Source organism: Niastella vici (genome assembly GCF_002077945.1).
Lineage (GTDB): Bacteria > Bacteroidota > Bacteroidia > Chitinophagales > Chitinophagaceae > Niastella > Niastella vici.
In genome coordinates this window covers 61,113-88,080 of sequence record NZ_LVYD01000049.1, presented here as the reverse complement: position 1 = coordinate 88,080, position 26,968 = coordinate 61,113, and the positions used below count along the sequence as shown (strand labels likewise).

Sequence of the window (26,968 nt, the reverse complement as noted above, 5' to 3'; positions counted from 1 at the left end):
CCCTCCTGGTTCTTTAAATTATTTCAACCATTCGGCTTTATAACCTTTATTCGCTTTTTCTTTGATCAACTTATCCTTCTCGAGCTGAGCGGTTGTTTCTTTCGCAAATGTTTTTACATGCACCTGCCCTTTCGTTCCTACCCTTCCATATCGCACAATCAGTTTACAGCCATCCAGGGCTGCTTCCCAAAAACGGCTGCTCTCCCCTTCGGAATTAATAAGCCGGTGGAATGTTAAATGATCATACGGCGTTGCCGCTGCCTGGGTTTCCGGTTTAATGGCGGGAATGCTTTCAACCGGTTCTGCTGGTTCACTGGCTGTTGCCGTTTCGGCTCCTGCCGCTGTTTCGGCCAGCTTCTCATCTTCCTGTCCCGGCTCCTGATGCAGACGCTTGATTATTTGTTCCAGCACTTTATCGGGCTGGCTTAACCAATCCTTGGCAAATACATTTATAGTTCGCCAGTTGAATGTTTGCAGAATGGCCGGCCGCTGATAATATTGTTCCAACAGGTTTTCATTGCGGTAATGCCGGTCATCATCGAGCAAAATACTCAGGCTGTACGTGGTGTCGGTTGGTTTGGCTTTTACTGCCAGCGAGCATTTGAAGTCTGACTGCCCCACCTGTTCTGCCACTTCATACCCTTTCTTCTCCAGCTGTTCTTTTATCTGTTGCAGAATTATGCTAACGGCTTTTGATTTCGACCGGTCTTTCTTGTGCAGCACCAGGCTGTCGAGTATAATGCGGGCACTCCGCATATCGCCACAGCTTACAAGTTCTGAATACTGTAAAAAGCGTTTGAAATAATTGGCGCCTTCGTTGTATTCGTTGGTGATGTGATGGTGCCGTATGCTGCTCACCACAGCCATGTGTTTTTTAGCCCGGCTGAAGATCACATTCAATCGTTTTTCACCACCCTTCTTGTTGACGGGCCCAAAGTTCATGATCATCTTTTTGCGCGAGTCGAAACCATAACATACGCTCATAATGATGATGTCGCGTTCATCGCCCTGAACATTCTCCAGGTTCTTTACAAATAAACCGGTAAACTGGTCTTCCTCGGTACGGCTCCATGCATCTTCCAGCGCCTGTTCAAAATCCTTGTCTTTGGCCGCCAGGTTGGTGAGCGCATTTTCAATGGCTTCCTGTTGTTCCTGGCTGAAGGCTACTATACCAATGCTTTCCTTTATTTTCCGTTGCAGCAACGTTTTCACCAGGTAGGCTATATAATCAGCCTCGTCGGCATTTATGCGTTTTTCATAAACACTGTTGGGCAAAAAATGGAAACTGATGCTGCGGTCGAAAAGCGCATCGGCATGTTTGGCGGCCTCCTGCGGTTTGGATATTTCTATTGATTTCTTTTCAGTGTGATGAATGGTCTTGTCGGGAATGGTGAGCAGGTTCGCTTCATAAAAGGCGTGGTTGCTAAAGCTGATCAGGGTTTCAAAACGGCTGCGGTAGTGCCAGCCCAGCATCACATTATTCAGCTTTCTGGCGCCCTGCACCAGCAGGCTGTCGGCATCATTGCTTAACAGCTCATCATCATCTTCATCAGTAAATACTTCCAGGTCGTCAGGATCTTCAGTACGCACGGCAAAGAAATTGGTAGGCGGCATTTGTTTGTCGTCGCCCACAATAATGGTTTGTTTGGCGCGGTACAATGCCGGAATGCCTTCTTCCAATGTGATCTGACTGGCCTCGTCAAAGATCACTACATCAAAAAACCCGATATCAACCGGTAAGCTGTCGCTCACACTCAGGGGGCTCATCAGCCAAACCGACTTCAGGTCTTTTAATACCAGTCCGCTTTCCTTGGCGCTCAGCTCCCTGATACTCTTGAAACGGATGCTCTTGTTAAATTCGTTCTCCAGTATTTTGCGGCCTTCGGTATAGTTCTTTTTGAATTCCCGTTGCTCGGGCGTTAGCTGGCTGCTGGCTATATTGCTCAGTTCCACATTATGCAGGAACCGTTGCCGTACGGCGGCCCTGATATAATCAGCATTCACCTTCAGCAGTTGCCGGTAGCAATGCTGTATTTGCCGTACCGCCTTTTCAATGGCGTGCATATCGGTATTGGCAAACTGTTTATTATTCTGATAAATATGCGCCAGGGTCTTATTGGCCATACCTGCTTCTGCCTGCAGGGGCGTAACCGGTATTTTTCTCAACACCTCTTTTACCGACTCAGGCAACTCTGAATATTCACGCAGGGCTGGTAACAGATCGCGCAGGCTTTCTGCATTCATACTAATGCTTTCCAGCTCGTCGTAAATGTCGCTTATAGGTTTATTGTCGTATTCACTTAAACATTGGTGCAGCTGGGTTTGCAGTTTCTGCATGTTCTGGTTCAGCTTGCCCAGGCGCATCACCAGCTGATTGGCTTCGGCATGGTGCAATAAGTAATCAATTTCCTTATCGCCTTTGCGCGCCCTGATGCGTTCAATACTTAAATGGGTGAGGTCAACATTGTCGACCTTGTATTGCTGTTGCAAAAAATGCCGTTCCATGGCCACCATATTGGCTGCATCATATTCTTCTTTCAGTTGCTGCAATACAGTTACATAACCGGGGTGTACTGCATGCTGCGAAAAATCGTAACATTCATCGATCTTGTTCTTGAGCCGGTTCCATTTACTGTTCAGGAAGTTGAAGAACGATTCTTCATGTTTGGCGGCCAGCGGAAGGGCGGCCAGCATATCCTGTTCGCTCAACCTGGTTTTCCAGTTCCTGTTCCGTTCCCTTATTTGTTCATAATGCTGTTGCTGCTGTTTGTATAAATGAACGCCTTTGTCGAATTTCCGCGCCGATTCATTGCCCTCATCAACCAGCGCCAGGCTATCTGTTTCGGCCAGCGGATTTAAAACAACCGCTACCTGTACCAGGTTCTTGATCTGCTCTAACCGGTTGGTATGTTCGGGTGGAATATTATTTTCCTTTACAACGCTGGTAATATCAGTGAGCAGGTTGCGGCAATGCGTCAACAGGTTTTCCAGTACTATATGCGGGTTCTCATTGCTGTAAATGGATTCATTGATCTTACTGAAGGGGTGCTCGGCAAACGTTGGTTCGGCGCCTGTTTCTTCCAGCGCATTGCTCAATTGTTGAATAACGTTGCCAAAATGCAGCCATTCCTTATAATGTGGCAATGCATCCAGGTCGCGCACCGAACGGGTAACCAGGTGATCTTTTAATTCCACCACCCGTTCCAGCAATTTTCTGAATTCAATGCCTGCCTGTTCGGGAACACCCGTATGCGTAGCATGAAACTGTTTCAGCAGCTCCAGCTGTTCATTGGTTTGTTTTAATAATGCTTCGCGGCTCAACTGGATCCTTTCCAGGTCCATTTTATTATTGGTAAAGTCTTCATAGGTTTGTTTCAGGTTCCTGATGAATTCTTTTTTATCGCCGAGACTATCATGAATGTAACAACACAACTCATCGAGTCCCTGTTGTTTCAGGCGGTGAAATACCACATCGAGCGCAGCCCTTTTTTCACACACAAACAAAATGCTATGGCCACGGGCGGCAAAGTCGGCGATCAGGTTGGTGATCGTCTGGCTCTTACCAGTACCCGGCGGTCCCTGAATAATATAGCTTTCCTTATCCCTGCTTTTTAAGATCGCTTTTGTTTGCGTGGGGTCGGCAGTAATTACATGGTACCAGTCATCGGTGCTGTTCCACTCCTGGGTGGTGGTACTGGTAGGCTTGGGTTTACTGCTGAACAATTGTTCAAACACCTCGTTGGGCACCTGGTTATCGATCACAAAATTGTAATCACGCACCAGGCTCATTTTTTTATAATTGAAATTACCCAATACGATATTACACATATCGAAATCCCAGCTATAGGGATTGCCCTCGCTTTCGGTGAGCTCAAACAATGGGCGGCGTTTGTCGGCCATGCTTTCTGTTAACTGCGAAGGCATAATGCGGGCATCTTCGCTTCCCAGCGTTTCCAGGAAACCGGTCTTGGGTTCCACCCTTTGTTTGAATATTTCAAGGCCTAATGGCTTGTATTGCTCTTTCTGATAACTGTACCCTACATCTTTATAGCTGTTTAATTGCTTGCCGCTGCGTTGCAACCGTTTTTTAAAATTGGTCACTGTTTGCTTGGCCACATTATGCACCAGCCTGATGCGCGGTTTCTGAATATAATTCAGTGCGATGCCCTGGTTGGCGGCATCTATTTGTGCTTTCAGTAATTGATAGAATTGTTCCGGCGTCATTTCATCGAGGTCAACAAAATCGGGCAGGTCAATGCCATATAATTCTTTCAGAAAACTGGCCAGCACCGGGTTTACTTCGGCCACATTATCGGTGATCTTTAATACAAAATGATCTTCTTTTAATTTCTTGTTCTTTTTTAATTCGGCCGGAACCAGCAGCAAGGGGCTTTGGATCCTTTCTTCCGGATCTTCTTTCAGGTTGTGCCAGTTCAGGTACACGATCACCAGTTTCAACTGACTGAACCCATATTCCTGAATATCGCGCTGGGCTTCTATCCTTATTTTATCGAGGGAAGAAGGCAGGTACAGGTGATCTTCAAAGCGGAGGTATTTATTCAGTACGATCTCCTTCATACCAATTACCCGGTCACTGATGTCTTTATTCCAGGTAAACAACAGCTCGGGGCGAATGCTTTGGTAATGCAGTACCATGGGTACGCTGCTCACCGTTAAATTTACAAACCGCATGTTTGGCTTGTAATACAATAAGCGGTTACGGCGGCTGGTGTCGAACAGGCGGTTGCGCAGCTTGTTTAAAATAAGCTGGTTGCGGTTGGTCAGTGATTTATTGATCCAGCCGGCAATATTGCTGAGGTCGGTTTGTTTTTCCGGATCGTAATCGCGGTAGTGTTGCAGGCGGTTCACAATATCATACAGGTCCTGCACCCGTTTTTGCCGGCTCAGCTCAGTCATTTCGGCGATCAGTGAGCTAATGGTAGGGTGAATGCGATGGTTGTATAAGATCGGGTTGCTGCGGTATTTTGCAAACAGGGCCAGGTCTTTCTCTTCATTTAAATTCAACCCCAGCGCCATGCTGCCTAATACGCAACCCAAACAAAAAATATCGGTAAGCTCATCATGGTGGCCCAGGTTCATTTCAAAACACCGGTAACCGGGCACAAAAGCCGGGTAAGTGAGCGTTTCATTTCCATTCAGATGAACTTGTACATTTTCAACCGATACCGCGCTGTCATCAATCTCTATTTCTGATTTGGGATTGCCTTTCGCATCAAAATGCCGGGCTTTGCTCCTTTCAAACAGGGCAATTACCTTACCAATTGCGTTCATTGGTTTATGCGCCGCTCTTTCATCTATATCGAGCCGGTTTTCGGTAATGAACAGCGCCTGCTCATTTTCAAACGGCGCTACCAGCCCGGCTTCATGAAAGCTGATCACTTCTTTACACAAGGGAAGAACAAATGCAATGACATCGTCGGTAGCATAATCGCCATTATCAAATGCTGTTTTCAGGAATTGTCTGAATGGTTGAACCTGTATTGACATAATCAATAAATTGAGAGCTGAATGATATTAATTTTTGCAGCGTTTTGGCAAGCGTAAGTTTTATCGTGTAACATTATACGGAGGCATCGCCTTCATACACCTGTTCTTTTTCGCCTTCTTTTATTTTATACCAGGCGGCCATTGTTTTTTGTTTGTGCTGCTGCAGTTTTTTATCGCTTAGTTGTAATTCTTTTTTAACAATGGCGTCGAACACTTCTTTCATTTGAATGGTTTCTGCAAACTGAAAAGCCCAGCCGAAGGGGATCTGTTCCAGTTCCCCATCAACCAACGCAAAATCGAGCATAATATAACCGAGGTAATCCCTGATGCTGGCGTGCGACTGACTGATGGTTTCAATAAATGATTCGTCGAGAACGATGGAATCATCATAAGAGAAATCAGGGAAATACTGCCGCGCCAAACTGGTCACCAGTGTACTGCGGAACCACATTGGTTTCAACAGCAATTGCATGAATTTACGCGTGAGCGCCAACAGGTCTTTTTGTTTAAATACATCCAGCTGGTCAAGGTCGGTCATCCCTTCTATCATGCTGATTATTTCTGCTTCTGCGGCTTCCTTTTTTTCATGCCATAGCTGAATGGCCCTGGCCCTGATGAAATTCTCAGGATGAGAAACAGTTGTTGCTTTTACGCCGCTGGCCGTTGAAAAAATTTCTTCCGCCTGTTTGGTATAGCTTTCAGCGCTCACCTTATCCAACCCGGTTGCTATTTTTACGAGAGAGGTAATAACCGGACCTGTATCTTCCACAACCGTATAAGCGCCGCGGTCACATACTATTTCGGTATATAATCTGAATAAGCGGGCAGTTTCATAATAAGCCGCGTCGCTGTTGTAATTACCCGCAATGGCCATGATGATGCGTTCTGCAATTTCCAGCTCGCCCTGCATCATGCTGTACAGTTTTATATGGGTTAGTTCATGAGCGAGTATGGCCTGTAATTCCTGCTCATCGAGTAACTGGGTTATACGGCCGCTGAAAACAATATGCGCTTCGTTGTTCAGGAAAACGATGCTTGCATTCATTTCATCGGTGTACTGCGCCTGGTAAACTGTGACGGGCAGTTGCTCCAATCCTAATTTTTCTTTCGCCTTATTAACTTTTTCATAGATCCCTGCGTCGGCTTTTTCATCAAATTTGTAAGTATTTTTTAACAATTCGGTTTTGTACTGGGCCAGTTGTTCTTCCTTGTTTTTTACTGCCGCAAAAAAATTCCAGGTCTTTGTTTCACGGGCAAAATGATCCCGGACCTTCAGGTGATATGGAAGCGCTTGTAGCATATATTGGTATATATAGTATAAAAGAATAAATATATTTGGGAGCAATGTACAATCCCTATACGGAACAGGATATTAGAAAGGGAAAATTTGTGATAGATGCTGACATCCGGATTTTTAATTTTCACTCAGTACTTTAACGGCTTTCCGGTTCTTTCCGCACATCCGAACTGTTAATAATTTCAAATACTATGCCCTTTTTACGCAACGCCTCGTTATAAGAATTATTAGGGCGCAACCGGGATTATGAATAAAATGTGGAAAACCCCAAAAGTCCGGGAGACAAAAACAAGTAATTCCCTGAGTACTTCCCCGATACATTTTCCCAGTTCATCTATTTGTTTGTTTCTATATAAATCATTGCTCCTACCTTCAGTTTGTTAATAACAGTAGCTAAAGCGGCGAAGGGGGAGCTACAACTTTTACCAGCAATTGAGTTTTTAACATAATCCAAATTGTAGCCCCCCGGTTGCCGCGAAAGACAGCTTAAAAAACACTAACAAACTTTGCTTAAATTCAAACAGGCATAAACGTAATAGAAGGTTTGGGTGTGTAAAGGTTTAAAAAAGTGGGTATGCATTTTTATCAATTCAGGCGATCAATTCTCACCGCACTATTTATTTCAGGCGGTTATTTATATTCCGGCGCGCAGGCGGTCATCAATCTTGAACCGGAAATGCCCGCACCGGTAGCGGCGCTGTCGCAACAACCCGGTCTTAAATCGTGGTACGATAAAACATCGAAAATGCTGTGCTGCATGTATAACGATCAAAAAGCGGTATACATTCAACTGGCCATTACCGATCTGTTGCAACAAAAAAAGGTAGTTGAGAATGGAATAGAATTGTGGATCGAAACCCGGCGAAGCCCCGGATGACGAAGTACGGATACAACAATTATGGAAAGATGATCTGATCTGGTACCGGTATATAGTAAGAGGGTAATAGCTATACCTGTTTCTTCAGCAGTCATGCCCCGCAGTTTCCTGCATGTTCTGCAAAACTAATTTCAGCTCGGTGATGGCGCTTAATTTGGAAACAAAAGCATGGGCGCCTGCTTCCAGGGCCTTTTCCTCTTCCCTTTTACTATTGGTGATGGAGAACGCAATGATCTTGATATCGGGCCATTTTTCTTTCAGTTCTTTGATAGTTTCATAGCCATCCATTACCGGCATATGCAGATCGGTAATACAAATATCGGGTGCATTGAATGCAGTTAATTGCCTGAAAAGATCTTTGCCATGAATAGCTTTCAGTACAACAGTATAACCCCACAGGGTTAATATTTCATGTATGCTGCTTCTGATCACAGAAGCATCATCAACCAATGCCACCTTGATTCCTAAACTGTTCATAATTACATAAATTAGTGTGCTTTCGCTGTATCATACAGCCAACTGATACCATACACTTGTACAGCGAACCCAACATTTATAAAACCTTTTACAGGTAGAGGTTTAACAGGTTTAACCGGATGATCGAGGGCGGGGTTTAAAGAGTTCAAATGGCAAGAATCGTTCTAATGCAAAGGTAACTTTGTTATGAGGCTGTCAAAATATAGCAGCACTATAAACGGCGAAACCAATGTTATCACTTTATTGAAATAAAGGTTTTCCTTTATCTCTATAATTCCTAAGAATAACGTAACAAAGACACTTTTTAAAATAATTAGCAAAGTGTAATTAGTTACTAACAATTCTACTGTATCTTATTGCTAATTAAAAAATATGAGGTAATCTTGTTACCCGAATCGTTTTCTATGAAAAGTGTAATGAATGAAAAGTGTTCTGAGTGAATACGTATGTCGTAATTCAAATGGAAAACGAGATCCCTGCCAAAACAACCAACGAATTGCTTGTACAGCACATCAGCGAAGCCGCTCTGTTTACAGACGCCGGTTTTGTGATCACTGCCTGTAATAAAGCCGCAGCCGACCTGTTTCAATACGGGCAACAGGAAGTACTGGGCTTCGACATCACCTCTCTTATTTCAACCTATACTGCAACAAACGGCCAGCCACTTTCAATAAAGCATACAGCCTTTATAAAGGGGATAACAGAATATATAAACAAAGCCGGTAAAAAAATACCAGTTCACATTACCAGGCATGCCATTGCGCCTTATACACCCACTGGCGGGTATTTATTTATTTACAAACCCCTTGATGACGATCAGGCATTGCTTAATGGAGAAGAAATTTTTCAATGGCCCAACAACCGGCCCGGCGAAGCTGTTATGCTTTTCAGCAAAACATACCATTGCCTTGATGCCAATACCAATGCCTGTTGTTTAACCGGGTACAACCGGCACGAGCTGTTGAATAAACTATTAAAGGACCTGTTTCATCCTGATGAAGCAGAAAGATCGCTGCCTGAAGGAACAGCCTGGCGCCCCAATGAAAAGATAATACTGGAAAAGAAGATGCGGGCAAAAGATGGTTCCCCCTGGCATGCAGAACTGATGCTGCAACAACTGGCCGACGGCCGCATATTTTCTTATATACGAGACATTACAAAACAGAAAAAAACGGAACTGGCTTTAATGGAAGCGACCCGGGAATTCCGTAAAACAACGGCCCAGTTGCGTGAGTTGAGCGACCACCTGTTGGATATCAGGGAAGCAGAACGTAAAAACATTGCCCGTGAAATTCATGATGAACTGGGGCAACAGCTTACCATTCTGAAAATGGATATCTCGTGGCTGCATCAGAAGCTGCAGCAATATGAAGATCCTGCTGTTCTGCAAAAAACAGGTGATACATTGCAGCTCCTGAACGAAACCATTAAAACAGTACGCCGCATTGCTACCGAGCTGCGCCCCAGTATGCTCGACGACCTGGGACTTATAGAAGCAATAGAATGGCAAAGCAAGGAATTTGAAAAAAGGTCGGGCATACGAATCACTTTTGAACCGGGCATGGCACATTTGCCGGTCAGCAATGCAATAGCCACTTCCCTGTTCAGGATATACCAGGAAGCGCTGACCAATATTGCAAGGCACGCAAAAGCTAAAAATGTTTTCAGCAATATGCAGCTTGAAAATGACCAGTTGATACTGACCATAAAAGATGATGGAATAGGGTTCGACATGCAGACACTGGGCATAAAAAAAACTTTGGGATTATTGGGGATGAAAGAACGCACGCACATGATGGGCGGGCGGTTTGAAATAAACAGTAAGGCGGGGGAAGGTACCACGATCGTTATTACCACCTCCATTTTATCTGATGATACTGCCACACCACAAACGGATATATAAAGTATCAGACAATTCCGTTTAAGAGCGCAGTATTCGTTGCACATGATTTTTTACATATCTATTGAAAATACCCTGATGCGTACGTATCGGGGCAATAATTGATTGAAAAAATTGACCCGACCATGAAAGTACTGGTTGCCGATGATCATGCTATAGTTCGAAAGGGCCTGAAGCAGATCTTGTTGGATGAATACCCGTTTGGTGAAATTGAAGAATGCAGCAATGCCGAGGAATTGTTGCAAAAGGCCAATGATGGCCAATGGGATGTAATTATCAGCGATATTTCAATGCCGGGCCGCAGCGGCCTTGAGGCGTTGCACCAGATCCGCCAGAGCCACCCCCGCCTGCCGGTACTTATTCTGAGCATGCATCCCGAAGAGCAATATGCCATTCGCGCATTAAAAGCAGGGGCCTCTGGTTATTGCAGTAAAGACCTCGCCCACGAAGAGCTGGTGAATGCAGTTAAAAGAGTGCTGACCGGCAAAAAATATATTACTCCTTCTTTAGCCGAAACCCTTGCCACCCAGTTGGAAGAAGAGAACCAGGTGGAGCCTTTTCAACGGCTCAGTGACCGGGAATTTGACGTGTTCAGGTTACTGGCAGCCGGCAAATCAGTTTCCGAAATAGGTGAAATACTATCATTAAGCACTACAACCATCAGCACGTACCGGGCGCGCATTCTCACCAAAATGAACCTTAAAACAAATGCCGATCTCATTCGCTATGCGCTGGAGAAAAAGCTGATTGAATGAAGAAATGAACAGGCTTTTTGTTAACCCCATGAAAATCATGGCCATTAATGGTAAAATGTACGCTTAAAATAAAAAAGCGTTTTTATACACTCATTAAAAACTATCATTCGTTCGCACGGTGTCGAATTTATACTACAAACTCACAGTAGTTATAATTACAAAATAAACATAGACTGCACTATTTATTAAAAGTGGGTTAATATGTTAAATTTGATACAAAGCAAAGGCCATGGTTGATGCAAGATTCACCGTGATGGTTGTCGACGATTCCAGGTTATTCAGACAACGCGTTACCTGCTTACTCAATAATCGAAACCTTCATCCTGTTTTACAAGCCTGCAATTATGAAGAAGCCGTTGAGTGGCTTCTGAGCACAAAGGTTAATTTAGTATTACTTGATATCAGTATGCCCGGTAAAAACGGCATTGAATTACTGAAGTTGATCAGAAACCGGTACCCCGCCACCAGGGTGTGGATGATCAGTAATCATGCCGATGACTATTATAAACAGGTTTGCCTGTCAACCGGCGCCGATCACTTTTTCGATAAGTCACTCGATTTTGAAGAGATCGAATACAAGACCAATAGGATCTGTGAAGAACTACAGCACCAAAACTAACTGAATAACCCTTCATTGGTTATCAGGTGAAAAATTAAACCCGTCGCCCGTATGACTAAAGAAGAACTTGTAACGATTGCTGATATTTATGATGAAGATTTCTTCGCCGTTATCAATGAAAGCGGCGTAATTCAATATGCCAATGATCCATTGGCCAACTGTATCCATATCGGAAATACCAATCCCTGGAAAAACCTTTTTTTTCATTTTCTTTCGCCCGTTGGCATTCAGAATTTAAAAGATGCATTACAGGAGGCCGGCTTTGCAGCCCACCCTTCTTTTTTAAACATGAATCTTTTAAACAGTTCTGTTCACAAAGCGGCCTGGCATATAGCCCGGTTAAAAACTACCGGCAACCGACCACCACTGTTTTTTTGCATTGGACAAAAGCCGATCATCGAAAAACCAACCAATAAAAATGGCTCTTTTTCACCGGCCGATCCCCTTGTTCCCGGCATCCTGGTAATGGATGAGCATGGTAATGTGATTGACGCCAACGACAGAGCCGCCAACTTATTAAACACGAATCCTGAAAGTCTGCGTGATAATGCGCAGTTAGCAGACTTTTGCACCCCCTTAAAAATTTTTACCGATCCGGCATCCTTTGAAGAATCACATCCTATGAAAGCTTTACTTTCAGGCAGGGCCTATGAGCAGGTGATCGAATTACATGCCGGCCGGCCTGAAAGTAAATGGCTACATTTCTGCTTTTATCCACTCTTTGATGACGCCAGTACCGTACCCTTTTCTTTTATTACCATTATTAAAGAACTGCCCTGGCAAAAAGAACCGCCGGCATACGACAAAGACCTGTTCCAGAAAGAATTCCTGAACATCACTTCGGCCATGACCTGGCTGATAGATGATGAAGAAAAGCTCATTTTTGCCAATCCCCCTTTCCTTCGCCATTTGGGCCTTTCTGAAAAAGACCTGAATAAAAAAGCGGTGGATGTAATTCCCCCTTTCTTTAAAGATATTTTTGAAAAAGAGCACCGCACGGTGCTGGCTACCGGTATTGCCCATAAAAAGATCTATAAGCATCCGTTAGCCGATGGCAGCAACATTTATTTCCTGGTCCATATTTTTCAGGTTCCAAACAACTCAAATAAGAAACTGCTGGGTGGCGAAGCGCTCGATATTACCTATGGGTACAACGTGCATGAAGAAATTGCACGGGCAAATGAACGGCTTATCCACCTTACCCAGGTAGGCACCGAAGCTGTGTGGGAATGGGACCTGCAAACCGATCAGTTCTTCCGCAGTAAGGCCATTATTGATATCATTGGTTCAAGCGAGCTCGAAACAAAAGGTTTTACGTGGTGGCGCAACCGTATTCACCCGGCCGACCGTGACCGGGTTGAATTAAATACCAACAACCTGCTGCATAATAAACAATCGAGCTGGCAATGGGAATACCGGTTTAAATATCCCGACGGTTCGTACAGAACGGTTCGCGACCGGGGCATTGTTATATATGAACAGGATACCCCGGTAAAGATCATTGGTTCCCTGGTTGACCTCACTGAAATAAAAGAGCTGGAGAACCGGTTGCTGCAGGAAAAGATCAAACACCAGAAAGAGATCGCCAAATCGATCATCGATACCCAGGAAAAAGAACGCACCCGGCTGGGGCAGGAACTGCACGATAACATCAACCAGCTGTTACTGGTGGCCAAGCTGTATATGGGCATGTTAAAACCAGCCGATGGCAATAAGATGATCGCGAAAAAAGTGGTAGAGTCGCTGAATACAGCCATCACCGAAATACAGGCCATATCAAGGGAAATGGTGCTGCCCAAACTGAAAGAGCAAACCCTGGCCGATAGCATACGGGAGATGGTCAATGATATTAAAACTACCTGCAAGTTCAGGATCCGTTTTCTGTATGAAAAACATGGTAAGGAAAATATTTCCGAAGGCAAAAAGATCGCGTTGTACAGGATCCTGCAGGAACAATTAAAGAACACCGTTCAATACAGCAAGGCCAGCAACATACTGATACAATTACAATTCAATATCCATACTGTTGACCTCATTGTGCAGGACGATGGCGTGGGGTTCGATCCCCTGAAAAAAACAAAGGGGATCGGCCTGCGCAATATCTACGACAGAACCAATTTGTATAATGGAACCGTTGAGCTGCAAAGTGCGCCGGAATGCGGGTGTAAGTTGAAGGTGACTATACCGGCCTGTTTTTGATAATCAATGTTGAGTGGTTAAGAGAGGCTGCTGATTGCCATAGAATGAAGTTGGAAGTAAGAAGTATGAAGTACGAAGAACCCGAAATTCGGGCTTCGCAACAAATAGCGATTATGAGCTTCGACATTCAGACTCTTCTTACCTCTTACTTCCTACTTCTTATTTCGTTTTCTAAACGCTCACCTTTTCTACAAAATCTTTCAGCGATGTACCAACGATGTGCGTCCAGCCCTGCAGGAAGTTCTTTTTGTCGAAATCCGGATTGTTCATTGGGAAGGTCTCCAGTCCTTCGTGGGTGAGTTTAAGCCGGGTTTTACCGCCTTCGGGTATCAATTCAAACGTAACAAAAGAATTGCCTTCATAGCCTTCATACCGCCAGCTGTACTGCAATTTTTTACCGGGCACCACTTCTGTGATACGGCATTTATGCAGGTACTTTCTGTCATCGGGCCCGCCCTCGAAATCAAATTCAAATCCTTTCTCCGCTTTGAAATCAGCCAGTTTAAAATACCATTGGCGTATCTCTTCTATGTTCGTCAGGGCCTTCCATACTTTGTCGGCCGGTGCATTGAACATGCGTTCAATAATGATAGGTTCATTTTTCATCTGTAATTTTTTAATATGATCAGGATGCCCGCCCCGACGGGGAGTTCATCATTTCATCTGCAATTATTTTGATTTGCGTTCCTGAATGATTGCCGGGGCTTTTTCAAGGGGCATAATGCACCTGTTTAACAGAGGGTGCCCCCTGTTTGTCAACATCAATTTATTTGCCAGTACCACGCGTAGTACAGGCAGGGTGGGCACAACGCGTTACGTAACCATCTGGTTGCAAATATATACGTAACCCCATGGTTACACAAATTTATTTTTGAACATCTCCCCTGTTTCGGTAGTTGTACACTGGTGATTTGTTAAACGGCCAACCATTCTTAGGGAAGGTTCGTAGATTTGTATTACTGAAATGAATTCCGGATAAAAACCATGGCGCACTTTCTTCCTTCTCCTGTATTACAACCATATATTAAAACTTTCCTCATCCTTGAAAGCGAACAGGGAATGGTGAACCGGATCTTACCCGATACCTCCATCGTAATAGCGTTCAGGCTTAGGGGAAATGTTTCTTTTGCCGACAATAACGACACCCAGGCATTTCCACAATCGACAATTACGGGTATCCGTGAATCGAGCCGCCTCGTGGATTATAAAAAAGGGTCGTCCAATTTGCTCATCATTTTTAAAGAAGGCGGGGCCGCTGCTTTTTTTAAAGAACCTTTGCATGAGTTGGGCGGTATCAGCGTTTCACTCGATTACCTTATTCAACGGTCGAAAGTGAATGCCATTGAAGAAGAGCTGGCGGCAGCTGCCAATGACAGCCAGCGCATACTCATAGTTGAACGTTTTTTATTATCTGAACTGAAGAAAACCCAAACCGACCTGCTGGTGAGCGAAGCCATTCAGCAGATCAGGCAGTCGAAGGGAGATATTAAAATAAAAGACATGTTGTTGAACCTGCCTATCAGCCGTGACCCTTTTGAAAAAAGGTTCAGGAAGATAACAGGTACATCGCCCAAACATTTCTCGGTTATAGTTCGATTGAAGCACCTGATCGATAATTATTCCAGCTATACCAGTTTAACCGACGCGGCATATGCGGCAGGATATTACGATCAGGCACACTTTATAAAAGATTTCCGGGCGTTTACCGGGCTGGCGCCACTTGATTTCTTTAAAACACCACCTGAATGGTAGTTTTTAGTTTGTTAGTTTTTAGTTCACAGGCAAACAACTTAAAAAATAACAAACTGAAAAACTCTAATATTTAACCGGGTTGCAACGTTAGCAAATGTTTATTAGTCAATTGACCTATGCGAATGAGAATAACCGGGCTGTTTGTAGTTATGTTACTGTGTAGCCGTGTAGTTGCGCAAGACTGCACTACGTTGGGGCAAACGCCTTCAACAGCCTTTCCTGTTTGCGGGGTCGATACTTTTAACCAAACCAATGTACCCATTTGCAGAACGCATAATCTTACGGTTCCCGGTTGTGGCGCAGGAGCCGGCTATGGCGATAAAAACCCATACTGGTACCGGTTCACCTGTTACCAAACCGGCACTTTAGGTTTTTTGATCACGCCCAAAGACCTCGGCGACGATTACGACTGGATGTTGTACGACATAACCGGCCACAACCCCGATGAAGTTTTTACCAATTCCTCCCTGATAGTTACCGGTAACTGGGCCGGCACGTATGGCCTTACCGGCGCTTCTAACGCCGGCGTTGATTTTATTCAGTGCGGTTCTGATCCCAGTGAAAATAAAAATACATTCAGCAAAATGCCCACCCTGCAACAGGGACATACCTACCTGTTGCTGATAAGCCATTTTACCGATTCGCAAAGTGGGTATGGTTTATCTTTTGGCGGTGGTACGGCGGTCATTACCGATCCCTTACAACCGGCAATAAGCAAGAGCTGGCCGGGTTGCGGCGGTGTTACCGTAACGGTAGTCACCAACAAAAAGATGAAGTGCAGCAGCCTGGCTACCAATGGCAGCGACTTCAGCTTATCACCAGCCGCAGCTACCATTGTATTGGCTACCGGTTTGGGCTGCAGCAACAGTTTCGATATGGATACGGTGGTGCTTACCATGAGCAATGCATTACCGCCGGGCAATTACACCGTAACCATTAAGAACGGAACCGATGGCAATACCCTGCTCGATAACTGCGACCGCAATATTCCATCGGGCGATGTGCTCGCCTTTACGGTCCTCGCGGTTCAACCCACACCTTTAGACAGCATAAAACCGGTTGGGTGCGCGCCCGATAAACTGGAGTTGGTATTTAAAAAACCGATGAATTGCAATACGATTGCCGCCGATGGCAGCGATTTCATTATTACCGGAACAACACCTGTTACCATCACCGGCGCTTCGGGTAATTGTGTAAGCGGCGTTACAACATCTATCTTCCTGCAGCTATCGGCGCCGCTGCAAACAGCAGGCAATTACCTCATAAAACTGAAGAATGGTAACGATGGTAATACAGTGGTTGATGAATGCGGACAGTCCACACCTGCCGGTTCTTCCCTGCCCTTTTCTACGGCAGATACCGTTAATGCCGGCTTTACCTATAAACTTTTGTATGGTTGCAGCACCGATACCGTAAAGGGTTTTCACAATGGCGCCAATAATGTAAATCAATGGAACTGGAATTTCAATAACGAAGGCAGCAGTACTTTACAAAACCCCACCTATATTTTCTCCACGTTCGGCACCAAACAGATCGGTCTTTCTGTATCGAACGGGGTCTGCCGCGATAGTACGGGCACCACAGTGCTGCTCGACAATGAACTGAATGCAGCCTTTGGCTATCCTGAGGTCTTATGCCCCGAAGACAAAGCCGTGTTTACAGACAGCAGTATTGGCAAGATCATTTCCTGGAATTGGGATCTCGGAAATGGCAATACCAGTTCTTTAAAGCAACCTTTGCCCGAAGCGTATCCACCTGTTACCGGCGCCCGGTCAAAATTGTATACCATACGATTAATTGTGGAGAACGATCTGCATTGTTATGATACGGCCATGCATCAAATGAAAGTGGTGAACAGTTGTTTTATTACGGTGCCCAATGCATTTACGCCGAATGGCGATGGTAAGAACGACTACCTGTATCCGCTCAATGCCTGGAAAGCGACCAATCTTGAATTTTATATTTATAACCGGTACGGACAGGTTGTGTTCCGTTCAACCAACTGGACGAACAAATGGGATGGCCGCTTCAACGGCCAGCTGCAATCAACGGGTGTATTTGTGTGGCAATTGCGATATACGCTGATCGATACAGGCGAAAAAGTATTCAGGCGGGGAACCACCGTGTTGCTCAGGTAACCGGCAACTATTCAGAACTTTTCATGTATTTACAGGATGAAAGGGCAAGAAAACAGGTATTTTTTTATTGTGTAAACCCCTGAAAAAAATTATTCACGCCGTCATTTCTTGCGAAATATCAATCCCAATGCCCATTATTTGCAGGTAACATCCTTTCTTCACTCATTAAAAGCTTACCAATGGCCAGGCAGGATGGAGCGGGACGGTGAAAGGCGCTTGCACTGATGACGCAAAGTTACTATCTTCCCCTGCAAAAATAAATCCTACAAGTGCAATTACCTGCCCTTACCAAGCGTTATGGAGAATATCCACCGGTGGATTAAGAGCCAGGAACCGTACAAATCACAAAAATGACAAAACTTAGATTCCTATTCCTAATTCCTATTGGTTTATCGCTGTCTGTACAAGCCCAGAAAACTGACTCGCTGGTTGGAAAATGGAAATATTACGACGTTTACAATAAACAAAAATACGATACTGCCACTTTAAAAATTGCCAAAGAATATTTCGGAGCCATGACCCTTTATTTTAAAAAGAACAAACATTACAAAGCGTTTGTGATGAACAACATCGATGAGGGCGTATGGAGCATGAACGAATCAACGAGCAAAGTACGGTTAACTTCTTACAAAGGGCATTCAAATGAATCACAGATCATCGGGCTGGGTGATGATAAGTTGATCCTTACCATGGGCGAAGGATCGTTTATTATGACAAGAACCGATATTACCCCATCAGATAACATTGAACAACCGCTTCCTGAAATTAAAACTGTTGCTGCCACCAAGAACCAGATCAGCAAAAAATGGTTCTTACAGCGGCGCGAGGCCCCTGGCAGAACAGAAGCCCAGGTAAAATTTGCCAGTAAACTGATCAAAGGTGCTTATGCGCATTTTAAACAGAATGGCGATTACGAAGCCCAGTCATTAAAGGTTACGGAAAGTGGTAAATGGGAGTTTGGGCCCGATAAAAGATCGATCATCGTAACCATCGAAAACCAGCAACGTATCTGGAATATCAAAGCGATCAGCTCAACCGAATTGGTACTGATCAGCGGCTATACCGAAGAGATATGGAAGTTCTCGACCAAATTATTATAATCCTGAATAAACTGGCCAACGAAAAAAGATCCCGCCCCAATTACATTGAGGCGGGATTGTTTTTATATAGAAGAATAACTATCTTATTAACATAACCATACCCGATCTGCTTATTGATCCACAGCGGGTAACCGCTTTTATCCGGTAAACAAATCCGCCGGCGGGTTGCAATTCGCCTTTAAACCTGCCATCCCAGCATTGCATGGGGTCGGTGGTTGTAAACACCCGTTCACCCCAGCGATTAAACACTTCAAATTTCAGTTCTATTACCTGCCCCCAGCGTTTTAAACCGAAACAGTCATTCTTTCCGTCATTATTCGGCGTAAACGCATTCGGTACCGGGTAGGTGCTCATTGCCTTTGCAAAATCGGCCAGCACGGTAATGGAATCCTTTGCCGAGCAGCCCTGGGTATTGGTTACTTTAACCGAATAAGTTGTTGTTTGCGGCGGCGTTACTGTAGGGTTGGCAGAATTAATATTTTGTATGCCCGGCGCTGCATCCCATTCATAGCTGATGCCGCCGCCTGCATGTAAAATTGCCTGTCCCGTTGAACAATCGATATCATTCGACTTGGTGATCACCGGTGTTGGAATTGCTTTTACCGTGACCGGGATGCTGATGGTATCGACATTATTACAGGTATTCTCTTTTATGCGCACCCGGTATGTTTGATCTGCTGCAGGCTTCAGCATGATGTCGGCCGTATTCCCCAATATAGAATTATTTGCTGCCAGCCAGGTGTATTCGTCGCCACCGGCTGCGCTTAACCGAACGGTATCTTTTTCGCAAACACTGGCTGTTGACGGATGCACAGCAAATACAGGCGGTTGGTGAAGCGCTATTTTAACGGAAACCATAACCGGTGGCTGTTCCTTTTGGTAACCAGGTTGGTAAGCCGGTCCAGTTTACAGTAACAGCCGTTGTATTATTGGGAACAGCAACAGTTACCGATTCACCATTATCAAAAACGGCATTCCGGTTATAGTCAGATGACAAAAGAGCCCGTTTTCATAAATTTTATCCAGAAGAATCGATAAAAGCAATCCCCCGCGATTAAGCGAGGGATTGTTTTAGGTTAAAAAATAATGATACTATAAAGTGACTTCACCCATTCCCGGGTTACCAGGAAGGTCACGGGCCACTACCTTAATTTTACTACCGGTCAGCAATGTATTGCTTAGAGTAGCGGTATAGGACCATTTCTCCCTGTATAATGGGTTCAGCACAGCTTCGCCTTTTTCCAACAATTGTCCATCGGCTGAATAAATGCTAACTGTAACTGAAACCACCCTGAAATCGTCCCTGGCAGTTACAACAATCGTTGAGCCGGGCTTGCCATCGTAATTTTCGGTATCGATGACCCGCACTTTTGGCGCTCTCAGAAAATCTCTGAACGCCATGTTGTAGGCTGTTTTGCCAGGTGGCGCCTTTTTACCATATGCCTTTTTCAGCGCCGGGTCGTTCATTGCGCCCGTAGCGTATTGAGATGCTGCTGCGAACAGATCGCGTTGTACTTCCTGCTTTTCTGAAGGAGGTGCATCTGTTTTAACAGGCATGCGAGTTAAAAAGGTGTCATTTCCGCGCTTACGGTAAACATATTGTTTACCAAAGTTACCCCGCGCTCCGCGCACGAGCGGGTTTTCATTGATCTTTGCCATAAGTAAATGTGTTTTTAATGTTTGAAAATTTTGGTTAAAAAAATGTTTTAGGTTAATCCCTGCTGCTGAAGAATGCCTTGCAAGTCGCTCCTCTCGTTTGGCATTAAGCGAAGCCTCAACAGCATCGATTAACAACCCAAAAATACATCGTTGCCCACACCTGATTTTTTAGTATGTGGTGGGCTTTTCCAAAACCTGTGGTGGGCTTCGGGAAAACTTGTGGTGAATGGATTACGTTGCTGTCCAATGTAGTGCCCCAGACATAAATGATCAGCCATAAAGAATGTGTCATCTATACCATAACAATATATAAACCAGGTCTTCAGGTTCTGAAACCATGTATTTAACTTGTCTAGAGCTTGTATCATCCTTGTACCAATGCTGTATGCTTCATAGGCAGAAAGCTGGTTTACCACAAGGTTCGCACATGGATAAAAGAGGGTTAATATAACCTTTACAGAAGAAGGTTGGAACTACCGGAGCAAATCACATTCAATAAATCGTATATTTGAATACAGGGTATTATTAACCAATTCAACTGAAATCCTAACCTGGACTGCTATGACCAAACAACATTTCTTTTATAGAAAGAAAGGCTGTCTAAAAAAGATCGATATCAATGAGATCATTTATCTCGCAGCCGATAATAATTACACGACATTTCAGGAAAAGGATAAGAAGAAATTCCATTATGTACGAATCACATTGGATGCAGCATTGAGCTTATTGCCTGAAAACAAATTTCAACGCATTCATCGTTCATATGCCGTATCACTTGATTACATCGATGTGGTGAAAAGGGATATTGTAAAATTTAAATCGATCCCAGATCTTGAACTGCCCATTTCCAGGCAATACTATGTTCAATTAACCAGGGAGGTCGTTATACTTGATACGGCCGCAATCGGCCAAACGGAAGAAGCCGCAGAAGCTATAGTGACTGTAGAGACTAAAGAAGCCAAACCCAGCCCTAAACCATTACGCGCTGCAAAATCCCAATTACCTAAATAAGTGTGCTGAATACTGACCTGAATAATCTCAAGAGGTTATAAAGGACTACTATTCTATTCTCAACAATTTCTTTATGCTCAAAATTTTATTGGGCGTATTTAAGCCTTTCTGTAAGTCCTCAATAGTGAGGCTGTTTGCTTTGCTCTTAAAAATATATGTTTTGAAATAGTGCTTGTTTGCTTCCATACTGAAATTCTCCGGATGAGTTTCCAAAAGCCGCTTTGTAAAGTCGTCAATACACTTCTTTATAAGCGGATAGGTACCCTGAAGGTCCTGTTTCCAATTTTTAATTTCTGCCAGGTAATTCATAGTAGCCGGTTCTTCAATGTAAGCCAGTTTGTCAAGTTGCCTGTCTATTTCTTCAAATTGCATTTCATTCCAGTTCTTCGCTTTCAAAACCGGGATTTGCCAATTTTTTTGTTCTTCTTTCCAGTAATCCTTTTTGCCCTGACCTTATGGATGATAAATCCAGGTAGCTCAATGGCTGTTAAATAGTCTCCGTGACAGGCTCCAGTGTCAATGCCGTAGGTATTATTAATTATTTTAGGATACGCTCCTACTACATGATGCCCGTAAATAATTGGCTTTGTTCCTGTATAAAATTCAGTCCAGAATTTACCTTCAGGGTATTTCTTTTCTAAATACCGGTCTCCTGATGTTGAACCGGATAATACATCCTGTCTTTGCGCTTTAAGGTCTTTATCATGTTCATAAAAAGCATGGATAATAATTGCTTCTTCTGTTTCATAATAATATTCGAGTGAGTTTAACCACTTCAAAAATTCTTCATACTCATCTCCGAACTGAACTTTTACTATTTCCTGGGCATAACTTAAAATTCCATTCTGGTGTTTCCTCTCGTGATTTCCCATCAGGACCTTGCTGTTAGGCCGATTTAAGAAATAGTCATACACTTCTTTCGATTTGTTCCCTCTGTCAACAATATCACCCAACGAAATAAGCATATCATTGTCTGTTAAACCAACTTTTTCAGTCAATTCAATTAATTCGTCATAACAACCGTGAATATCTCCAATTACAAATTTTCTCATTTAGTATAATAACTTTTAAACATCAATATCGCTTACCCGGTATCGAGATTACAAAAACTGCCCCACACCCCGGCGTGTTTTAACATATCTTTTACTCCTTTATTGTATTTCCACTTCCACCCCATCATTCCAGTTCCGGTATTCGGGCATATAATATAGGTAGGTATTGCTGGCCTTTCCTTTATAAGTACCCGCTATCTCGGCTTTCAGATCGAGCTTAACGGTCTTTGTTTCGTTGGGCGCAAAACCCATCCAGTACAGCACCAGGTAATTATCGAAGATCTCATAATAGGCTACGGCATTCTTTTCCTTCAACTCTTTCAGCTGCCAGGGCTGTAACGACAGGCCGGCCGGTATCCCGATCTTGGCCACGGCCATGGGCTGCAGCGTATTCTTCTCATTGGTGACGGTAATATCCATACGCATGGTCTCCCCCACCCTGGTTTCCGGCGCCGCCAATTTCGTAGTGAGCTTTAATTCGGCTTTCTCACTGCCGGGCGGTGTAAAAGTGTTATACGATACTTCGAGGTTGTAAGGAACAACATTCTTCGCATCGTTGTATTGAATGGTAAAAGTGTTTTCCCCTTCATGCATCCCTTTTGTGACATCAGTTTCGGGCAGCGCAACCGTATCGTTCACTGTAAAGGTAATGCGCGTATCGGCGTTGAGCTTGTTCGTAAGCTTTGAATAACCCACGATCGCCTGTAAGGCCATTACCGTAGCCTGCGTGCTGCCATATCCATAATATGTTTTTTCGGCCAGTATCCTGGTGATCAATTTGGCAATAGTAGCCATATCGGGTGCAGTTTCACGCATCAAAGCCAGTGCATATAAGGAAGCTGCTTCCACCCGCAATGACGACCCGCGGGAATTTACCACACTGGTTTCACATGCCAAGTCCAATCGCAGGTAATTTGTATTCAGGGCATTCATCAACGATCTAAAATCGGCTTCGCGCTTCATATTTGATGCAGCGAGCGCCATCATGGCCATTAAATACCCATCATTGCTTTCCAGCGCTTTTTTAACTGCCGTCTTATATTCCAGTTCTATCTCTTTTCCCATACCGGCCTGGGTCAATGCATATACAATGTAAATGTTGGCGATCTTATTGGGTACCGAAGCAAATCTGTCATAGCCGCCATCCGTGCCTTTAAAGCCACCTGAACCATCGCGGCGGCTCAGCAGGAACGCTGCGGTGCGCGCCAGCATCTTTTTATCTACTTCAATAAAATCCTGCATTTCGGTAAATTCCAGTAACCCGTATGCGGTCAATGCTTCATGTGGCGGCGTATTGCCAAACCATTCAAAACCATGTTGACTGGTCTCAAAACCGATCAACCGTTTATAGCCGGCTTCAATATATGCGAGCGCTTTTTTCTCAATCTCCGGTTTCGATTTGCCCGCCTCGCGCAGGTATTTCAAAATAAATACATTCGGATAGGTGCTCGATGAGGTTTGTTCAAAACATCCATGCGGTTCGCTCAGCATCGATTCAATGCCGTTCAGCAATTGCCCTTCCAGCGTACTGAATACTTTCAAACTGGTGTGCAAACTGCCGGGCATCATTTTGGAAATGGAAAAAGTGTGTCCGCCACTTTTATTACCACTAAACACCTGGGTTACCGGAAATCCTTTTTGGGTTGCGGTTACCGGAACCGTAATTGTTTCTGTTTTACGATCGGTCTCAATTACAAAAGTAGCCTTGCCATCGGTTACGGCATTCACTTTTACGGGTATCAGTAATTGCTTTGAACTGTCGGCCCCCAACAGCACCGTGTACGTTACTTCGGTGGTTTCCATCATGGGCGGCAGGAATATTTTCACCCGGAATGTCATATCCTGCACGCTGTTGTTCTTTATTACCAGCGGAATGAGCGCTTTATCACCCACGGTGAGGTAAGGCGGCACTTTTACATCGGCGCTTATCAGGTTCTGTGTTACATAGGTATGTTCGGCCCGGCCCGCTTTTCCATTATAGCCAATGCCTTCGGCGATTGCCCTGAAGGTGGTGGTGGCATCTGAATTATAGAACTCAACCTGCGCTGTACCGTCCTTATCTGTTTGTATTACAGGATTCCAGTAAATGGTTTCCCTGAAATCGGTGCGTTCCTGCGGTTCTGTTGTATAATATTTGGGCGCATAAAACCGCCGGGCAACCGAAAATGAAGGCCCGTTGAGGGTATATACCGGCTGGGAAGCATAATAATAATGTTGCGGAAAATTGATCCGCAATTTGCCGCCCCTGAACTTCCTGGTCTCCACGACAATTACGCCATATGCGGCCCGGCTGCCATACAGGGCGGTAGCCGCGGCATCTTTCATAATAGTGATCGATTCTATATCGGCCGCATTCAGGAAATTCATCCGGTATTGTTCTATGGGCACGCCATCCAGTACAACCAACGGGTCTGCAGCTTCGGCTACCGACCGGGTGCCACGTATTTTAATTGTTGGGCCCTGCATCGGGTTGGCCTTTTCCTGAACTATCAAACCAGCCACCCGGCCCTGCAAGGCAGTCACAGGGTTTGTGTAACCTAATTCATTGATGCGCATGGTAGCTATACTGCCGGTCAAAAGCTTTCTTTGCGAAACCCCATAGCCTACCACCACTACATCGTTCAGCTCATTCACATTCATCATATCAGGACCCAAAACCCGCCGGTCATCCAATACAGGTGCAGGTGGCAGTGGTGACGGCACCGCTCCGGGCGCCACAGCTGGTAATTCTCTATCCAGTTTTATAGCCAGTTCGCCCTCCTTATCACGCCAGGCAACCGGATTATAACCGCTGCCATTTTGCGAAACCTGTATGGTCACTTTTTCCTTTTTATCTTCAGCACGGGCAAATAAATAGTAACTGCTGTTTGGCGTCAATTGCGAAAAAAAGAACACGCCATTCTCGCGGGTATGAAATTGAATGGCTTTACCGCCGTATGCACAATGTACCAGGTAAACAGTTGCCTTAACCGGCTGTTGCTGCGCATTGACGATGGTGCCACTAACCACATGCGGCTGATCGGGCATAAATGATAACCGGCCCTGCTCCTCTACCGTTTTGGTGTAATCAAAATACCGGTACCCATGGGTAAGCATCACCAGGTCAAGCGCCGGCAGGGCTTTCGGTTCCTCCTTTTTGAAATAGAAAGCAGGTTCTTCAATTTTCCCTTTCAGTTCAGAGCTCATCAATAGCCACGATAAAATATGGTCCTGCTTATCATCGGCAAAAGACCACAATTTATCATCCAGCACCGACAGCGATAAATTGGCCGGAACCGGGTTGCCTTTTTCATCCTGCGTTTTTACAGTAAGCCTAACCTTTTCCCGCGGCAAATACTTCGGTTTGTTGGTACTGATAGTTACCTGCAGGTTGTTGTTTTCGTTGCAAAAGATGATGCGTTCGGCCACCGGCAGGTCATTCGCGCTATACAGGGTAAACCGCGCAATGCCTGCGGGGAATTTGTTTTCATCGATTATCAATCCATTCTCACCCCGCTCCAGCGTTATTTTTTGGGTGAAATAATTTTTGCCTTTCGCCTGGCCCACCAATGTTACTTCCTGTTTACTGGTTGATGCCAGCCTCACCATCAGTTCTCCGGTGCGTTTCTTTATATTCATCACCATACCCTGTTTGGATGCATGGGGCAATTCATATTGTTGCTTGATCTGCGCGGGTATAGTGATGCGGGCGTGGTAGGTCTCGTCTTTCTTTGGGGAGAATGAAAATTTTCCCATCCCGAACCGGAGGCTTTCAAATGACTGCACTACATTACCCTCACCATCCAGCACTTCTCCTTTTACATCTACCGGCTTTCCAAATTCATTGACGGCTTTAAAAGCGATGTACGTATGCAGCTTCTCCACCAGCGTTCCGCCCTCGGGCATAAACTGCAGATCGATCTTATTCAGCACAATGGGAATGCTGCGCGAAATGGCTTCGCGGTACGAATCGTATTCTATGGTGATGTTCAGCAAGCCGTCGGCCGTATTCAATGTGGCGGGCAAATTAAAACGCAGCTGCGCTTTGCCTTCATTATCTGTAGTGAACGTGTTCTGTTGTACCTGTACGCCATCGATCAACACTTTGTAAGTGGCCGGGTAATTCCGTATCGGTTGGTCATTCAGGTTCCGCATGGAGAAATCGGCCTTTACTTCGTCACCGGCGCCATAACCTTTTTCGGGGAACTCAAGTTTCATTAACAAGCGGGGCGCTATCACTTTCAGCAGGGTGATCTCTTTGGTAAAAAAAGTATTTTCCTTCTCATTCTGCATCCAGGTGGTATAGGCCCGCAGTTTGTATACACCGCCCGGGGCCTCGTCCTTAAAATCGAATGATCCTTCGGCATAACCGTTCTCCACGCCATAATTCAGCTTCTGTACCACATTGCCCGATGGGCCAATGATGTCGGCATACACCACATTGCTCAGGAACGAAGGGGTTTGTGTATTGGCATTCACCACGTATACCTTGAAATACATGGTTTCACCCGGCTTGAAGTACACGTGGCTGGTTTGTACATACACCTTTTCTTTACTGCTGGCATATTCAAGCGACTGGCTTATGCCGAATAATGCGCTCAGGCAAAACAATACCAGCAGGCAATATTTTATCGTATTTCTCATA

At 44.7% G+C, this 26,968-nt stretch carries 19 protein-coding genes; 9 read left to right on the top strand and 10 right to left on the bottom strand.

Annotated elements, in window-relative coordinates:
- Window positions 1-18: 18 nt before the first annotated feature.
- Together A3860_RS19020 and A3860_RS19015 are read right to left on the bottom strand one after the other, a co-directional pair.
- Complete coding sequence (locus A3860_RS19020; RefSeq protein ID WP_081148508.1) at window positions 19-5,508, bottom strand: AAA domain-containing protein; 5,490 nt, start codon at window positions 5,506-5,508, stop codon at window positions 19-21.
- Between the two features lie 73 nt (window positions 5,509-5,581).
- Entirely contained in the window at window positions 5,582-6,808 is a 1,227-nt protein-coding gene (locus A3860_RS19015; RefSeq protein ID WP_081148505.1) for a M48 family metalloprotease, read from the bottom strand.
- Between the two features lie 571 nt (window positions 6,809-7,379).
- Between A3860_RS19015 and A3860_RS19010 the strand changes: the two genes are divergently transcribed.
- Window positions 7,380-7,682, top strand: a complete 303-nt coding sequence (locus A3860_RS19010) for a hypothetical protein (protein ID WP_081148502.1) — start codon at window positions 7,380-7,382, stop codon at window positions 7,680-7,682.
- 84 nt (window positions 7,683-7,766) lie between these two features.
- Here the strand turns inward: A3860_RS19010 and A3860_RS19005 are convergent, their stop codons facing one another.
- Window positions 7,767-8,159: a response regulator gene (locus A3860_RS19005; RefSeq protein ID WP_081148499.1), complete on the bottom strand. Its 393-nt coding sequence runs from the start codon at window positions 8,157-8,159 to the stop codon at window positions 7,767-7,769.
- Window positions 8,160-8,595: 436 nt separating this feature from the next.
- On the opposite strand from A3860_RS19005, the gene A3860_RS19000 reads away from it, so the two are divergent.
- The 4 genes from A3860_RS19000 (at window position 8,596) to A3860_RS18985 (ending at window position 13,632) form a co-directional block, all read left to right on the top strand.
- Window positions 8,596-10,062, top strand: coding sequence for a PAS domain-containing sensor histidine kinase (locus tag A3860_RS19000; RefSeq protein ID WP_143774179.1), 1,467 nt, complete (start codon window positions 8,596-8,598; stop codon window positions 10,060-10,062).
- Between the two features lie 122 nt (window positions 10,063-10,184).
- On the top strand, window positions 10,185-10,814 hold the full coding sequence (locus A3860_RS18995; RefSeq protein ID WP_081148493.1) for a response regulator: 630 nt from the start codon (window positions 10,185-10,187) through the stop codon (window positions 10,812-10,814).
- 229 nt (window positions 10,815-11,043) lie between these two features.
- Entirely contained in the window at window positions 11,044-11,433 is a 390-nt protein-coding gene (locus tag A3860_RS18990; RefSeq protein ID WP_081148491.1) for a response regulator, read from the top strand.
- A 51-nt stretch (window positions 11,434-11,484) separates the two neighbouring features.
- Window positions 11,485-13,632 (top strand): sensor histidine kinase, encoded by a 2,148-nt coding sequence (locus tag A3860_RS18985; protein ID WP_081148488.1) that lies wholly within the window; start codon window positions 11,485-11,487, stop codon window positions 13,630-13,632.
- 171 nt (window positions 13,633-13,803) lie between these two features.
- On the opposite strand, the gene A3860_RS18980 is transcribed toward A3860_RS18985, so the two are convergent.
- Entirely contained in the window at window positions 13,804-14,238 is a 435-nt protein-coding gene (locus tag A3860_RS18980; RefSeq protein ID WP_081148486.1) for an SRPBCC family protein, read from the bottom strand.
- Between the two features lie 378 nt (window positions 14,239-14,616).
- On the opposite strand from A3860_RS18980, the gene A3860_RS18975 reads away from it, so the two are divergent.
- From A3860_RS18975 to A3860_RS18965, 3 genes are all read left to right on the top strand, one after another.
- Entirely contained in the window at window positions 14,617-15,384 is a 768-nt protein-coding gene (locus A3860_RS18975; protein ID WP_081148483.1) for a helix-turn-helix domain-containing protein, read from the top strand.
- Between the two features lie 149 nt (window positions 15,385-15,533).
- Window positions 15,534-17,522, top strand: coding sequence for a T9SS type B sorting domain-containing protein (locus A3860_RS18970; protein ID WP_245843574.1), 1,989 nt, complete (start codon window positions 15,534-15,536; stop codon window positions 17,520-17,522).
- A gap of 350 nt (window positions 17,523-17,872) precedes the next feature.
- Entirely contained in the window at window positions 17,873-18,622 is a 750-nt protein-coding gene (locus A3860_RS18965) for a hypothetical protein (RefSeq protein ID WP_081148478.1), read from the top strand.
- Between the two features lie 78 nt (window positions 18,623-18,700).
- Here A3860_RS18965 and A3860_RS18960 read toward each other — a convergent pair whose 3' ends face one another.
- The 3 genes from A3860_RS18960 to A3860_RS18955 form a co-directional block, all read right to left on the bottom strand.
- A complete protein-coding gene (locus A3860_RS18960) occupies window positions 18,701-19,480 on the bottom strand; it encodes a gliding motility-associated C-terminal domain-containing protein (protein WP_081148476.1) in 780 nt (259 codons plus the stop codon).
- Window positions 19,467-19,619 (bottom strand): hypothetical protein, encoded by a 153-nt coding sequence (locus A3860_RS41165; protein WP_158085307.1) that lies wholly within the window; start codon window positions 19,617-19,619, stop codon window positions 19,467-19,469. Before A3860_RS41165 ends, A3860_RS18960 begins: the two co-directional genes overlap by 14 nt.
- A gap of 95 nt (window positions 19,620-19,714) precedes the next feature.
- Entirely contained in the window at window positions 19,715-20,281 is a 567-nt protein-coding gene (locus A3860_RS18955; RefSeq protein ID WP_143774178.1) for a hypothetical protein, read from the bottom strand.
- 561 nt (window positions 20,282-20,842) lie between these two features.
- Here A3860_RS18955 and A3860_RS18945 point away from each other — a divergent pair.
- Window positions 20,843-21,292, top strand: a complete 450-nt coding sequence (locus A3860_RS18945; protein WP_081148468.1) for a LytR/AlgR family response regulator transcription factor — start codon at window positions 20,843-20,845, stop codon at window positions 21,290-21,292.
- Between the two features lie 48 nt (window positions 21,293-21,340).
- Here A3860_RS18945 and A3860_RS41660 read toward each other — a convergent pair whose 3' ends face one another.
- The 3 genes from A3860_RS41660 to A3860_RS18935 form a co-directional block, all read right to left on the bottom strand.
- Complete coding sequence (locus tag A3860_RS41660; protein ID WP_216823472.1) at window positions 21,341-21,688, bottom strand: hypothetical protein; 348 nt, start codon at window positions 21,686-21,688, stop codon at window positions 21,341-21,343.
- Complete coding sequence (locus A3860_RS18940; protein WP_216823471.1) at window positions 21,685-22,344, bottom strand: metallophosphoesterase; 660 nt, start codon at window positions 22,342-22,344, stop codon at window positions 21,685-21,687. The genes A3860_RS41660 and A3860_RS18940 overlap by 4 nt, the downstream gene beginning before the upstream one ends.
- Before the next feature lie 99 nt (window positions 22,345-22,443).
- On the bottom strand, window positions 22,444-26,967 hold the full coding sequence (locus tag A3860_RS18935; RefSeq protein ID WP_081148466.1) for a TonB-dependent receptor plug domain-containing protein: 4,524 nt from the start codon (window positions 26,965-26,967) through the stop codon (window positions 22,444-22,446).
- Window position 26,968 lies beyond the last annotated feature (1 nt).

Excerpts from the sequence above, each read along its gene's own strand:
- A3860_RS19020 (WP_081148508.1), bottom strand. The coding sequence starts at position 5,508 with ATGTCAATACAGGTTCAACCATTCAGACAATTCCTGAAAACAGCATTT.
- A3860_RS19015 (WP_081148505.1), bottom strand. The coding sequence starts at position 6,808 with ATGCTACAAGCGCTTCCATATCACCTGAAGGTCCGGGATCATTTTGCC.
- A3860_RS19010 (WP_081148502.1), top strand. The coding sequence starts at position 7,380 with ATGCATTTTTATCAATTCAGGCGATCAATTCTCACCGCACTATTTATT.
- A3860_RS19005 (WP_081148499.1), bottom strand. The coding sequence starts at position 8,159 with ATGAACAGTTTAGGAATCAAGGTGGCATTGGTTGATGATGCTTCTGTG.
- A3860_RS18995 (WP_081148493.1), top strand. The coding sequence starts at position 10,185 with ATGAAAGTACTGGTTGCCGATGATCATGCTATAGTTCGAAAGGGCCTG.
- A3860_RS18990 (WP_081148491.1), top strand. The coding sequence starts at position 11,044 with ATGGTTGATGCAAGATTCACCGTGATGGTTGTCGACGATTCCAGGTTA.
- A3860_RS18985 (WP_081148488.1), top strand. The coding sequence starts at position 11,485 with ATGACTAAAGAAGAACTTGTAACGATTGCTGATATTTATGATGAAGAT.
- A3860_RS18980 (WP_081148486.1), bottom strand. The coding sequence starts at position 14,238 with ATGAAAAATGAACCTATCATTATTGAACGCATGTTCAATGCACCGGCC.
- A3860_RS18975 (WP_081148483.1), top strand. The coding sequence starts at position 14,617 with ATGGCGCACTTTCTTCCTTCTCCTGTATTACAACCATATATTAAAACT.
- A3860_RS18970 (WP_245843574.1), top strand. The coding sequence starts at position 15,534 with ATGTTACTGTGTAGCCGTGTAGTTGCGCAAGACTGCACTACGTTGGGG.
- A3860_RS18965 (WP_081148478.1), top strand. The coding sequence starts at position 17,873 with ATGACAAAACTTAGATTCCTATTCCTAATTCCTATTGGTTTATCGCTG.
- A3860_RS18960 (WP_081148476.1), bottom strand. The coding sequence starts at position 19,480 with ATGGTTTCCGTTAAAATAGCGCTTCACCAACCGCCTGTATTTGCTGTG.
- A3860_RS18955 (WP_143774178.1), bottom strand. The coding sequence starts at position 20,281 with ATGGCAAAGATCAATGAAAACCCGCTCGTGCGCGGAGCGCGGGGTAAC.
- A3860_RS18945 (WP_081148468.1), top strand. The coding sequence starts at position 20,843 with ATGACCAAACAACATTTCTTTTATAGAAAGAAAGGCTGTCTAAAAAAG.
- A3860_RS18940 (WP_216823471.1), bottom strand. The coding sequence starts at position 22,344 with ATGAGAAAATTTGTAATTGGAGATATTCACGGTTGTTATGACGAATTA.
- A3860_RS18935 (WP_081148466.1), bottom strand. The coding sequence starts at position 26,967 with ATGAGAAATACGATAAAATATTGCCTGCTGGTATTGTTTTGCCTGAGC.